Annotated in this window: 10 protein-coding genes; 4 read left to right on the forward strand and 6 right to left on the reverse strand. The window is 56.2% G+C overall.

Translation table 11 applies throughout. The features are described from left to right. Positions 1–22 precede the first annotated feature (22 nt). On the reverse strand, positions 23–223 hold the full coding sequence (locus Pla52o_RS06210; RefSeq protein WP_146593742.1) for a hypothetical protein: 201 nt from the start codon (positions 221–223) through the stop codon (positions 23–25). 360 nt (positions 224–583) lie between these two features. Beyond that, positions 584–2,152 (reverse strand): sulfatase family protein, encoded by a 1,569-nt coding sequence (locus Pla52o_RS06215; RefSeq protein WP_146593743.1) that lies wholly within the window; start codon positions 2,150–2,152, stop codon positions 584–586. Positions 2,153–2,677: 525 nt separating this feature from the next. Between Pla52o_RS06215 and Pla52o_RS06220 the strand changes: the two genes are divergently transcribed. Next, positions 2,678–3,268, forward strand: a complete 591-nt coding sequence (locus Pla52o_RS06220) for a hypothetical protein (RefSeq protein ID WP_146593744.1) — start codon at positions 2,678–2,680, stop codon at positions 3,266–3,268. A gap of 186 nt (positions 3,269–3,454) precedes the next feature. Here the strand turns inward: Pla52o_RS06220 and Pla52o_RS06225 are convergent, their stop codons facing one another. Then, a complete protein-coding gene (locus Pla52o_RS06225) occupies positions 3,455–4,456 on the reverse strand; it encodes a DUF1207 domain-containing protein (protein WP_197169039.1) in 1,002 nt (333 codons plus the stop codon). Between the two features lie 389 nt (positions 4,457–4,845). Between Pla52o_RS06225 and Pla52o_RS06230 the strand changes: the two genes are divergently transcribed. Together Pla52o_RS06230 and Pla52o_RS06235 are read left to right on the forward strand one after the other, a co-directional pair. Continuing rightward, the gene (locus Pla52o_RS06230; protein ID WP_146593746.1) at positions 4,846–6,669 is read left to right on the forward strand and encodes a sensor histidine kinase; all 1,824 of its coding nucleotides are present in this window, start codon (positions 4,846–4,848) and stop codon (positions 6,667–6,669) included. Between the two features lie 10 nt (positions 6,670–6,679). After that, positions 6,680–8,029 (forward strand): sigma-54-dependent transcriptional regulator, encoded by a 1,350-nt coding sequence (locus Pla52o_RS06235; protein WP_146594108.1) that lies wholly within the window; start codon positions 6,680–6,682, stop codon positions 8,027–8,029. 309 nt (positions 8,030–8,338) lie between these two features. Here the strand turns inward: Pla52o_RS06235 and lexA are convergent, their stop codons facing one another. Together lexA and Pla52o_RS06245 are read right to left on the reverse strand one after the other, a co-directional pair. Continuing rightward, entirely contained in the window at positions 8,339–8,938 is a 600-nt protein-coding gene (gene lexA / locus Pla52o_RS06240) for a transcriptional repressor LexA (protein WP_146593747.1), read from the reverse strand. Positions 8,939–9,100: 162 nt separating this feature from the next. Then, positions 9,101–9,901, reverse strand: a complete 801-nt coding sequence (locus Pla52o_RS06245) for an undecaprenyl-diphosphate phosphatase (RefSeq protein ID WP_146593748.1) — start codon at positions 9,899–9,901, stop codon at positions 9,101–9,103. Positions 9,902–10,090: 189 nt separating this feature from the next. On the opposite strand from Pla52o_RS06245, the gene Pla52o_RS06250 reads away from it, so the two are divergent. Continuing rightward, entirely contained in the window at positions 10,091–11,146 is a 1,056-nt protein-coding gene (locus Pla52o_RS06250) for a DUF368 domain-containing protein (protein ID WP_146593749.1), read from the forward strand. A gap of 991 nt (positions 11,147–12,137) precedes the next feature. On the opposite strand, the gene Pla52o_RS06255 is transcribed toward Pla52o_RS06250, so the two are convergent. After that, positions 12,138–13,382 carry a 3-hydroxyacyl-CoA dehydrogenase gene (locus tag Pla52o_RS06255; RefSeq protein WP_146593750.1) on the reverse strand — a complete coding sequence of 415 codons (1,245 nt, stop codon included), beginning with the start codon at positions 13,380–13,382 and terminating at the stop codon, positions 12,138–12,140. Positions 13,383–13,567 lie beyond the last annotated feature (185 nt).

Raw genomic sequence — 13,567 nt, forward strand, 5'->3', positions numbered from 1 at the left:
CACGCTACGAGATCGCCCACCGTTAAGCAGCGTGCCGCGATTCCGTTGGCAATGCGAAGTGCGACAAGGTTCGCTCAAGGCAACCGAATTCTCTTAGCGTTTGCTTAAACAACGCTGCGGTTTGTGGCGTTGATTCGAAGTCCAGATCGTCCAGTAACTCAAGCATTTCAGCGAGTTCGAATTGCAGCACCAATTCCTCGGGTGTTAGCGGCGACCGGCTCATGGAAACACTCCGACGGGGGGAATAATCGTTGATGTCGCTTCGCAACTAGCGGTGCAACCGGAACGTGGCTCACAGAAGACCAACGCCACACAACAGTTTCGTTCGGAACATCAGGCAAAATGCGACATCAAAAACGGAGGGCAGCACGGTTGGATGCTTTGAAACCGGACCGGTCGTGCGGGCTGGGTAAAGTACATCGATGTCAAAGGTGGCCCACCCCATGAGATAAAACGTCCGGAAAGATTTAGCGGCCCACCAGAAAGAAACAAACGGAAGCGAAGGGGTGCCCCCCCTCGGCAGAGCGAAATCGGGGACCTGAACTGCATACGGCGGTGATCTCGGCACCGCCAAGCGGTTTCCTCACTGAGCCTCTTTGTTTAGCGGTTCATCCACCACAAGTGCCGCCGGAAAATCAGCGGCCTCCGCTCCACCCCGCTGTTTCCAACGTTTGTTCTGTGAACCCCCTTTGGGTTGATTCATCGGGATGTCCATCCCCCCCTCTTCGCCGAGCATTTCGTACAAGCGATTTTCCATGGCTTTGGCTACCGAACGGAACTGGGGATTGGCAATCAAATTGTTCGTCTCGTCCGGATCGTTGGACAAATCATACAATTCGTCGACATCCCACAATCCGTAGTAGGTGATGTATTTGAAGCGATCACCGCGAAGGGCGAACTGAGTCGGCGTCTGAGGGAAATTCTTTTCCCAATAATAGACGTAGAGAAAGTAGTCACGCCACTTCATCTCAGGCTTGTTGGGAAGATCCAAGAAGCTTGCGCCGTCCATGTCATCGGGTGTCTGCAGCCCCGCCGCGTTCAGGATCGTGGGCCCGATATCGATGTTGCCGATCACCGCATCGACGACCGTGCCTCCGCGATAGAGTTCCGGACACTGCATCAACATCGGAACGCGGATCGAAGCTTCATAGGAAACACGCTTGTCAATCAAGCCGTGTTCACCCCACATGAAACCGTTGTCCCCCATGTAGATGACCAAGGTCGAATCGAGAACCCCCATTTTCTCGAGCTGTGCAAGCACTCGCCCGACACTGTCGTCAACCGCTAACACCGATTCACAATAACGGCGATAGAGATGGTCGAGTCCTTTGTCGCTGTGGTATGAAAAGTCGATGCCATGCCAGCTATTGCGCTGATCGCGAACCCATCGCGGCGCATTGTTGCTGTCTGAGATTTCTTTGCCACGCGGCAGGAAGCTCAGGTCTGCCGACGCGTAACGTCCTGCGTGACGCTCGGCTGGCGTGAAATTCGCGTGAACCGCCTTGTGGGAAAGGTATAAGCAAAACGGCTTCTCCGCCTGCTTCTGGGTTTCCAGCCAAGCGACCGCGTAGTCGGTCAACTCATCGGTGATGTAGCCCTTTTGCTTGACCCGTTTGCCGTTGACATTCAGGGTGTATTTGGGACCCGGGGGCAAGTAGTTGCCTTGGCCACGGAAGCTAATCCAATGATCAAAGCCAGGCCGCGGAGCATCGTCGCCGCCGCCCATGTGCCACTTGCCAATGAAACCCGTGCGGTAGCCAGCCTGCTGGAGGTATTGGGGAAAGAAGGTCGTCCCTTCGGGAACCGGGCGATTGTTGTCGATCACGCGATGCTTGTGCGTGTAGAGCCCGGTCAAAATCGACGCGCGGCTGGGAGAGCACAACGACGTGGTGACAAACGCGTTTTTCAGATGCACACCGTTGGAGGCGAGTGAATCTAAATGCGGCGTTTCGAGAAACGGATGCCCCATGAAGCCCATCGCATCGTAGCGATGATCGTCGGTCAAAATGAACACAACATTGCGTGGCTTCACGCCTGGGATCTTCGCAGCCTCCACTCGCTCGCCACTTGTCTCCGCAACGGCCCACCCCGCAACGGCCCACCCCGCAACGAGGTTCATCAGAAGCATGCCAACCATCAAACGCCAATTCATCAATCAGGACTCCGTAGGAAAGGCCATGCCGCAAAAGGAAATCGAAATACCACTGCCGTCTCTCCGTCCCATGATAACCCGTCGTCTATCGCTCGTTTGCTTCACTCCACAGCATTTCCTTCCACGCTCGCCCCCCGATCCGATTCCCTTGCCCGTTCCCCCCCATTCCCAATGCATCTCGCTCCCAATCCACCTCGTTCCCAATCCACCTCGTTCCCAATCCACCTCGTTCCCAATGCACCTCGTTCCCAATGCACCTCGTTCCCAATCCACCTTGGATGGACGGCAGCGGCTTGAACCACCCCCGGTCGGCTCGAAAATCAAGATCGATTTCTATCGGACCATCACTTCCGATCGCTGGCCCGATCTCGAAGAACGGCCGACAGGATCGGGGCTGAGATCGAGGTTTGCTAGCGTTCTCCTTGCGTTAACTTTTGCGGATTGTGCGGATTTGTTGGACTTTGACGGCCGGGCAGGCCGATCTGAGAACTAAACACCAGGCAAGCTGACGAAGGTCCAACGCAAATGAAACTTAAACCGACCCTATCATTCTTTACCCTCACCTTTTCCCTGCTCTGGTTCGCCGGATGCTGTGGGCCCAATGGCGGCGGTTGCGGGCCGATTTTCTTTGGCGCGCCCGGCTGTGGGACTCACGGATGTGGCGGTTGCGATAGCGATGGCTGTGGTGAACTTTACGTCGACCCTTGGGTCAACCATCCCGCCGATGCCGGTGATCCATGCGACAAGTGTAGCAATCACAATGGGCAATCGTGTGGGAAGTGCCGATCGGTGTTCTCGGGTGTGGAAAGTTTGTGGGGATACCGACGCGGCGTCGACGTCGGTTGTGGTGGATGCGACATCGGTTGCAACAGTTGCGCACCCGCCTGTGACTCAGGCTGTAGCGATTGTGATTCACACTCGACCGAAATTTACCACGGTGAGACGTACCACAGTGAGACCTATTCCGAGGGCGAATACATCTCGGGCGACTCTTACCAGAGCGGTGAAACGATCGTCGAATCTCCTGCACCGAGCTACCAACCTCAGCGAACACGGAAGATCTTCCGCTCCAAGCCACAGGTGGCACGCGGAGTCCCAACGCCTGCGAACCGATAGAGGTGGATTGCAACCAAAACGTTGCGTCGCTGGTCGGTTGTTGCTTCCTAGAGCATTCAAATTTTGATGTAGTTGCCGTCGTCCACCGATGGTAGACCGCGTTCTAGCGAACGCGGGTGCGGATTTGACTCCCACGTCATTTTCAAAATGCTCTTGCACGCTTGCGAGGAAACGAGTGCCCCCCGCTCAATAATCAAACCACAACCCGCCGCCGATCTGTTCTTCGCGTTGATCGTAGAATTGAAACTGAGTCGTGTAGCCGTTTAGGTACTGCAAACCGAATCGCAGGCGGCGTTTGGACTCGGGGCCTTGCCATTGCCATCCGGCTTGCAGATTCATCGTCGGCGAGAAATCAACCACTTGGCGAATGTCGAGATTGACTGCCGCAAAGGGGCCGCCCCGCTGCGGCGAAAGCGGGGCTGGGACGTATTCTGCGCCCGTTTGAATCTGGACAGGCTTGGCGCCGCCGGATGCCTTCACGCCGTAGGCAAATTCGCCGTACAAACGCAGCGGATCCGAGGCTTGGTAGCTGAGCCCAAACACCAACGATTCTGTCACATAATTGACGCGTTCGAACAAGGGGTATCGTTCCAGGTACTCATCGCCAACGTGGGACGAGATGTGAAAGTAGCCCATCTTGGCTGACCAAGGCCCGTCGGCTCGTGTGATCAAGGTTCCAAATCGAAAATCCATCGAGTCCACGTCTTCGGAACTCATGACATCGAGTCGGACCATGACGGCACCCTCCAGGTCCCATTGCCAGCCGTTGGGATCTGAGGAGCCCAGCGAACCGTATCTCAGCAAGCCAACTCTCCCACCCAAAGTGGCGTCCCAGTACACGCCCTCTTCCGTATCGCTGAAGATCACCATCCCGATTCGCGGCTCATGCGGCCCCGCCAGGTAAGATTTGTAGAGCAAGCCATCGGGCAAAATTGACCACCCCATTGGCTCGACCGTACGCAGGCCGGATGTTGTCTCGATTGTGTGTTCGGAGAGGACGTGATCCGAAATGACCCGTTCGGAGATGATTTGCTCCGATATGACTTGTTCGTGCGCCACGACTTGGTTGACGCCTAACAGCGATTCATGATCGGTGATCGCTTGGGTGAAGTAGCGATCGACGGCGCCAACCGCCTCGGGCAATGGCGTCGATAGCGGGGGAAATTCTCCGGCACGGATGTCGGTCAAGGTGGACGCGAATCCCAGCAGTGCAAACAACAAAACGGAGGCCCGCGAGGTGTTTGACGAGCATGGTGCTCGAAAGATCCAATGGGAACAATTCACGTGCCACCGACATTACAAAGACCGACAAAAAACACCGAGGCGAAGTCGCCGTACGCGTACATGCTGTGGGTAGCCGGACCGGCATTATCCGAGCGACTACTATGATCCACCTGCGGATGTATTCGTCATTCCAACCTGCTTCACTCCGCCATTGGGTCGGGAAGTTCAGGTTGTAACGATTCCGCAAAGCGGGCGACGCTGCCTTCCCCCCCACAGTCAGTCGGAAAGATTGTCGATGAGGGGAGCACGGGCGTTTTGATTGCATTCGGCACGTAAATGTCTAGGAATCTCGCGTGACGCAATCCCATTCGGTCTGGGTTGCCGGTCGCGGGCGATGGATTCTGGGTCGGTTCGTCTTGTCCCCTCGCGCTCAGATCGATAGGCTGCAGTTTCGCGCCGTTGAAAAGGATGTTTCACGCGTTTCGGCCAAGGAGGGTAGCTTCGTGCTTCGTCGACGATCCATTCGCACCAAACTGTTTGCGGCTCTCGGGCTTCTCTCAACCATCGTGCTCGTGCTTGCATTTAGCGGCATTTGGGGGCTATATCGCTACCAGCAACTCGCAAATGCGGTCAGCCAACGGGCGACGGAGATGCCTTTCGCGAATGATATCAATCGACTCGCTGAGACCTTGCGCGACCGCAATAGCCGCGTCAACGACCTCCAGCATAATGGCGGGATGATTGATGCCGCGTTGCTCGAGAATCCCTTGGTCGAGATCGAGCGTTCTCGTTACCACCAAGTATTGTTGGAATTGGATCTGCGACTTCAGCTTTACGAAGACCTCGTCGAGACACTCCAAGCCGAATCGAGTTTATTGGTCGATGCGGAGCGTCAAAAACATAGTTTGGGTGAGATTCGCGAGTCGGTCGAAGCGCTCAATCGTTTTCACCGCCGCCGGTTAACGGTCGACTACTCGCACAAAAGCGAGTTGAGTGACCGACTCGATTCGTTGGTGGGCCAAACCCACGAACATTTGTCGTTGATCCATGGCGGGATGGCGGTATTTAGTCACGACGTACGCGGACAATACAACACGTGGATCGGGGTGGCTTGGCTCTGCACCATCGTCTCGATGGTCATGGTTGCCTTGTTGGTATGGGGATTTCACTCACTCGTCGTCAAACCTTTTCGCACCTTGATCGTCGGCTCACGTCTGGTCGCCGGTGGGCAATTGAATCATCGCATCGACCTCGGTACCGGTGATGAGCTCAGCGAGTTGGCCGCCGCGATGAACGAGATGACCGACAAGTTTCAAAAAGCGTATAAGAAAGTCAATTTGCTCTGTAACGATCTGGACCATCAGGTTCGCGAACGGACTCGTGAGGTCATCCAGAACGAGCAACTTGCCAGCGTCGGCTTCTTGGCTGCCGGCGTTGCTCACGAGATCAACAACCCGCTTGCCACGATCGCCTGGAGTGCGGAGTCTCTCGAGTCGCGTTTAGAAGAGGTGGTTTGTCTCTCTGCGGACGCCGACCATCTTGACCCGGAATTCATTGCGGTGATGCGGACAAACTTGCGCCGTATCGAAGACGAGGCTTTTCGCTGCAAAGGAATCACGGAGCGTTTGCTCGACTTCAGCCGCTTGAGTGAAGTGCGTCGCGCTTCGACCAACTTGACGGAGTTGGTTGGGGAGGTCGTCTCGATGGTCAGCAAGGTCGGGAAATACCGCTGCAAATCGGTTCGCACCCACACCTCCGGTGCCACCTTTGCGCACGTCAATCCACAGGAAATCCGGCAAGTCGTTCTGAATTTGGTCACCAACGCACTGGAAAGTGTAGACACCGACGGGAACGTGGATGTATATGTTCAAAGCGATGGAACGACGAGCCGGGTGATTGTCCAAGACGATGGTTGTGGAATGAGCAGCGATGTGCTGGAACACTTGTTTGAACCCTTTTTTACACGACGCCGAGACGGCACCGGAACCGGTCTGGGGCTGAGTATCACCTACCGCATTGTTTCTCAGCACGGCGGGTCCTTGATCGCCCAAAGTGATGGCGAGGGACGCGGGTCACGAATGGAAGTTTCGTTGCCCGCACGCGCCGAACACGAAGACAATCCCACAAAAAGTCGCGACACGATTGGATGGAATCATGAGTCAGTCAAAGCAGCCTAAGCGTAACGCAATGCACATTCTGTTTGCGGATGACGAAAAGAATCTTCAAGAGTTAATGCGTAGCGAATTGCCACGCATGGGGTATACCGTGACGGTTTGTCCCGACGGCTTGACCGCGGTCGCGGCGCTCGAGAAGGAGCCGTTTGATTGTTTGCTCGTCGACCTCGATATGCCCGGCATGAACGGGATCGATGTGATCGGGCGGGCGCGTGAATTGCGCCCAGAGATCGAAGCGGTGGTGATGACCGGAAAACCGAGCCAAGAAACCGCCATTGCCGCGCTGCGTCATCAAGCCTTCGACTACTTGACCAAGCCGTGTCGCTTAGCCGAAATCGCAGGTCTACTCGGACGTGTTGCCGAACGACGTCAAACCAAACGCCAACTCGCGGCGCTCCAGCACCGACTCAAACGCGCCGAAGGGGATTGCCAAATGGTCGGCAACGGATCGGCCATGGACTCGGTGCGGAAGCTGATCGCCAAGGTCGCCCCCACCGAAAGCAGCGTGCTGATTCGCGGCGAAACGGGCTGCGGAAAAGAACTGGTGGCACGGGCGATTCACGAATCAAGCTTGCGCGCCGAACAACCCATGGTGGCCATCAATTGTGGTGCATTGCCCGAGAACTTGATCGAAAGTGAATTGTTCGGACATTGCAAAGGTGCTTTCACCGGAGCCGATTCAGCCCGCACGGGATTGTTCGAAGTCGCCGATGGCGGCACGATCTTCTTGGATGAAGTTGGCGAGTTGCCGCTCGCAATGCAAGCCAAGCTGTTGCGCGTCCTGGAAACGGGAGACATCCGACGGCTGGGCGACAACCAAACCGTCAATGTGAATGTTCGCGTCGTCTGCGCGACTCACCGCGATCTTGAGAAAATGGTCGAAGAAGGGACGTTTCGTGAAGACCTGATGTTCCGAATCAATACGTTCGAAATCGAAGTGCCTGCGCTCCGCGAACGGATTGACGATATCGTTCCGTTGGCCTCCCATCTGTTGCGGCGGCATCGCACCGATGGCAGCAGCGAACAATTGTTTACACCCGAAGCGATCGCCGAACTGAAGGCCCATCAATGGCCAGGCAACGTGCGGGAACTCGCCAATGTGGTAGAGCATGCAGCGATTTTGTGTGATTCCCTTCCCATCGGAACCGAACATCTGCCTCGGCATTTTGGACGTCGTCAATTACGCAAGGAACTCAGAGATTCCGAACCGATGTCGTTGCGTGAATTGGAGATGATCGCGATTGAACGATCACTGACGCGGCACGATGGAAATAAGCCAGCGGTGGCGGAAGAACTCGGCGTCAGTCTGAAGACGCTCTACAACAAGATCAACTCAGCCGAAGAGAAGCGAATGGCCGGTTAAGCATCGGTTTCCTGCGGCGAAGATAATCCCACAGTCTCCTGCGCCGAGGATAACCCCACGGCACTCGGCTGCCGTGCGTTTTGCGGGCGACGCGTCGGCTGCAGCAACTGCAGCGCCTCGGTGCCACAAAACTCAGCGTCTCGGTTACACGAAGCGGGGGCCTCGATATCAACCTGCGTTGGCAACCAATTCTGCATCGAGCGAAACCGGCATCGCCCCGGGCCTGTATCAAACTGGGCCTGTATCAAACTGGGCCTACGTCGAGCCGGGCCTACGTCGAGCCGGGTCTGCATCGTGCTGGGCAAGGGCTTAGATGCCGGTGCGAACCAAGCTGACCGCGACACCGATCACCTTGGCTTCTTTGACGTAGAGAGGGGGGATCGCAGCGTTAGCCGGTTGTAAGCGGACGCGATCGGCTTCGGGATGCCAATACGCTAAGGTTGCGTCGCCTTCGGTTGTCTCCGCAACCACCATCTGGCCCGGCAATGCATGGTCTTGACGCTGGACGATGACATAGTCGCCATCGGCGATCTTGGCATCGACCATCGAATCGCCGGAGATCTGAAGCACGAAACGATTTTCGCCAAACAGCATTTCGCTGAAATCAAGTCGATCGTTCTGAGCGAACGGTAGATGGGTCGGTGACCCCTCGACAACGCCCCCCAACGACAGGCTGTTGGGGTTGCGATCGGCCGTTTGGATCAGCTCGATCGCTCGTGACTTGTTTGGGCTGCGAATGATCAAGCCTTTGCGTTCAAGCGCCCGAAGGTGACACATCACCCCGTTAGGGCTCTTGATACCAAAGTGTTCACCAATCTCACGGACCGTCGGACCATAACCGCGCTTCACAATTAAGGAGCGGATCATGTTGTAGACGTTTTGTTGGCGATCTGTGAGCTGGGCAGACATCGACGAACCTTATTCGAATTCGAGCGTGAAAGATCATGTTGCGACGCTAGCATAACTAGTCGTTGCCATCGATTCTACCACATACTAAACGCACGTCCACACTAAAGTCGGGGGTGTCCGTTTACAGTGTCACCTTGGCGCCCCATCCCAAAGGGACATGCTTCAGGCCCCCCGCAGAACCAGGGCCACGGTGGCAATGCCTGCCGGAATGCACCACCATGCGAACCAGTGCAGACGGTCCAATCGGCTCCATCCGATCAACCACTTGAGGGCCACGATCCCGACGACGAAAGAGACCGCCGCGCCCACCATTAGCAGTCCCGGGGTGAATCCCATTTCGGGGGTGGTCAGTGACGAGGCAGCCTCGCTCGAGCGTGCCTCGATAAAACTCTTTAGTTCCAGCACGACGGCGCCGCAAATCGCGGGGATCGCCAGTAAAAACGAGAATGTGACGGAATCCTCGCGTTTTAAGCCTAGCAATCGGGCTCCTAGAATGGTCGACCCGCTGCGGCTAATCCCCGGCAGGATTGCAAAGGCTTGGAAGCATCCAATCAGCAAAGCGTTGACGATGCTCATCTCTTGATACTTGCCGTCGCGAGGACGTAATCGCCCGAGAATGACCAAGAAGATTCCTGTTACGATTAGCATTGCTCCGGCGAGCAAGGGGGATCTCATAATCCATTCAAAGTTCCTCTTGATCGTCAAACCGACAATCGCGGCTGGGATGGTGCCCACGATTAACATCGAGATGACCCGGCGATCGCTGAACAACAGATCGAGAATTCGCCGCCAATAAACGACCAAAATCGAGCCCAAGGTGCCCGCGTGTAGAACAATCTCGAGCGTGGGCGATTCGCTAAGCTTTCCCGTCAATGCCCCCAGAACGACCAAATGCCCTGACGAACTGATGGGCAGAAACTCGGCGATCCCTTGAACAATGGCGAGAAAAAGAATCTGTAACACGGGTTGGTTGATCCTGAGGCAATGTCGGACGAAGCTAGCGGCGGGCTCGGAGGGCGATCCCTACGGGGAAGCCCTATGGGTTTTAGGTTGACAACCCGAGTTGTGGAAGAGGCATGCCCCCGGGTAGAAAAACGGATTATAGCGGTCGCTTTGTACTCTGCGACAACCTTGTGACTTAGGAAAGCTTTCATGCATCGCGTCGATGACCCCATAGCCAATTCGCCCGAACGTGTTCCCAGTCGGAGCGAAGCGGAGTCGCTCGCCTTAGTTCAAGCGAACCGATCATGGACGCGGGATTCGAATCCGTCCATTGCGGGCGATTTGATCAATGGGCTACGGGGCTTTTGTATGGGAGCGGCCGATACCGTTCCGGGCGTCAGCGGGGGCACGGTCGCATTGGTGCTCGGTCACTACCAACGCTTGGTGACATCCATCTCGCGATTCGACTCGCATTTCTTGTCGCTCGTGATCCAGTGGAAGCTGCGTGACGCGGCGCGTTACATCGACTTCCGTTTTTTGGCGGCCTTGGGAATCGGAATCGCCACGGGGATCGTTTCTTTAGCGGGAGTGATGCACTGGTTGCTCGATCACAAACAACCCGAAACGTATGCGGTGTTCTTTGGTTTGATCCTGGCAAGCATTTGGATCGTCAAAAACTACGTTAGCCAGTGGCGGTTGCCCCAAGCGATTGCCTGTGGCCTTGGAATCGGGGCCGCGGTTGCGGTGACGTGTTTGCCCATGGGCAGCGGCGACATGAGCTTGCCATTCTTGTTCTTAAGCGCGTCGGTTGCGATTTGTGCCATGATCCTGCCGGGCATTAGTGGCGCGTTTGTGTTGCTTTTATTTGGGGTGTATCATCCGGTGACAGGTTTGATCAAAGACGCCGTTCGTGGCAATTTCACGCTCGAATCGCTGTCACAGATTGGCGTCTTTATCGCTGGATGCGCCTTTGGGCTGCTGGCGTTCTCGCGGTTGTTGCATTGGTTTTTAGAGCATCATCGCAGCACCACCATGGCAGCCTTGATCGGATTGATGATCGGTAGTGTGGGGAAACTGTGGCCGCTGCAACAACCCACACCTGAGACGGCGCAGTTGGAGGCGAAGTTTCGTCAGATGGAATTTGTGCCCGCCGGCGAGTGGCCCGGAAGTCTACTGATGCTCGTCGGGTTGGCGGTGGCCGCCGTTGTCGCTGTGATTGTGGTTGAAAGCATCGCTAATAAAGTCGATAGCAACGATCCAGCCTAGAGTGAGCCAGCCTAGAGTAACGATCCGGGCAACGATACGCGCTAGCGTTCGGTAAGGACTAGAGATCCGAACTTCGACATCATGCCGTGTCCTCCCATGACCCAATCCTTACCCGCGTCTGGGGGCATGTTGTTGGCCCACCAATCTTCGTGTCAAAACATGCTTCGTGTCAAAACAATGCGGCTGTCGTTGGCACGCTGCATCGTTCCGCCGCTTGAGACGGTATTGGGAAGGGCGATGGCGGCAGATCGGCCACCGAAGAAGGGGTAAAAAAAATCCCGCCTGTCGAGCCGCACAGGGCGACTCAACAGACGGGCGTGTCTCGCAGTACCATCACGGAGATGATCGCGAGTGGGGTGGCTGCGCCGAAGCATCAGCCCGCCGACTTCTAACTACGGGTTACCACCCCGTTGGCAAGTACAGCAATAATCCACTTGATCACCTCCTTTCACAAACTTGTTTGACGATTTCAATCCGGGTGCCAACCAGAGAGGATCAAAGATCGTACGGAAAGTTTCGTTGCGACGCGTCATCGCAACACGGTATCCCCATTATCGCTAGCAACCAAAATGGAAGCAAGTAATTCTGAGGCTATTTTTCTAGACGAAGCAACCCTGCCCGCGGTTCGCAGATGGCAGGAAAATTTTTGGAAAAGTTTCGTGGTGCCAGCGGACTGGGCCTTTGAGACCGACACGCTCGTCAAGCATCGTGTCTCGCCCCCCCGTCCCCGACGCTAAATGCCGGTGCTGAATGCCGGTGCGGTTTACTCGCACTGGGAACGCACGTCGGACTAGTGCGATTTGAGAAATGACGTAGGTAAAAATAGTAGCTACGTTCACCAGAACGTGGTCCACCGTGAACGCGACGGTAACTACATCAAAGAGAAAAATGCTCGAGCCTTGGGGGCGCGCGGCCTAGCCCTTGGGAACGCGCGGCGATGGCGAGAACACGTATGCATAGCCTCTCGGTAGGGCATTGCGAAGTAAGTGTCCTAGGGGGACGCCGGAGCGAGATTGGCAAAGCGGGTGATCGCGTCGGTGGGTGTATGGGTGGAGAGAAGCTCGCTCAATTCGAAAGGAGCGCGGAGCGACTTGGAGTGGGCTTGGGCGTCGTTCAAGAACGAGCGGATCGTTTCGCTGCCGATTGCGTCAAACCAGCGGAACCACTCGCCTCGGTGCGAATAGCCGAGACCTCCGGCCATCGCGATTTCAACCTGGTCCAAGGACGGGGCCACACCGTCTTGGAGCAACAACGCTGCTTCGATCCACATTGGGATACACAACCGCAGCAGGACTTGGTCGTGTGCAAACGCCGTCGTTTCCCGGGTGTATCGATCGCGAATTTTGATTGCTTCGGGCGAGAGCGACGCGGATCGTTGGGCATCGCAGTAGTCATAGAAACCTCCCCCCCCAAACCGGCCTCCGCGTCCCGCCTTGATCAACGCGGGTAGCATTGGCGACGGATCAATGCGCGTGGGAAAGGATTGCCAATAGACCCGGCCAGCGTCAAACATCGTTCGCGAGCCGATCAAGTCGATCAATTCGAGTGGCGACAATGGCATCCCCAACTGCAACGCCGCCTGTTCGATTTGCTCGGCGGTGGCACCTTGTGTCAACAACGTCATCGCTTCGTTTAAGTAGGGCGACAACATGCGGTTGACGACGAAGCCGGGGGCGTCCGCAACCACCAAGGGCGAGCGATTCAAGCGGCGTACATGTCGGGCCACCGAGGCAAGATTCTGCTCGCGGATGCCCTTGGTTGGGATCACTTCGACCGCGTCACGAACGTCCACTGGCATGAAGAAGTGCATGCCGCAAAGACGCGACGGCGTCGACAATGCAGCGGCGATGTCCCCAATCCGAAGCGTCGATGTATTGCTGCAAAAAATCCAGTCTTCATCGAGGACACCCTCCATACGCTGAAAAAAGTCGCGTTTGATCTGCAATCGCTCGGCGATCGATTCAATCAAGATTCGTGGCGCGTGCGAATCAACGCCCGACTCGCTAACGCCGTCTTGATGGTGAACCAAGTCGACCATCATGATCTCCGCTTCGCCCAACCTGACTTCCGAAACGCTCCATACTGCGGGGTCGAGTTTGAAGTCGCGGATGCTGTTTTGCAGCGCCTCGACGCTCTGGTCGGCAATCGTCACCGAAATGTTGGCGTCCAAGTGGGCCTGGGCGATGGCGCGTCCGACCACGCCGAGTCCGACAAGTAAAATGGAGGGGCGTGTCATGATGATTTCGTGTCAGGCTGGTTGGCTCGGGCTAATTTTCTCGGGCTGTCGATCACCGATGTCGCATTTTGATGTAGATTCCTGCTCAGCGGTAGTCGCCTCCGATTTGGGCAATCCGGCTGCGGGCTACGCAAAATACAGGCTACGGTTTAGATTGAGTGCGAACTCTATCCTTCGTCCTTTTC

This window comes from Novipirellula galeiformis (assembly GCF_007860095.1).
GTDB classification, from domain to species: Bacteria; Planctomycetota; Planctomycetia; order Pirellulales; family Pirellulaceae; genus Novipirellula; species Novipirellula galeiformis.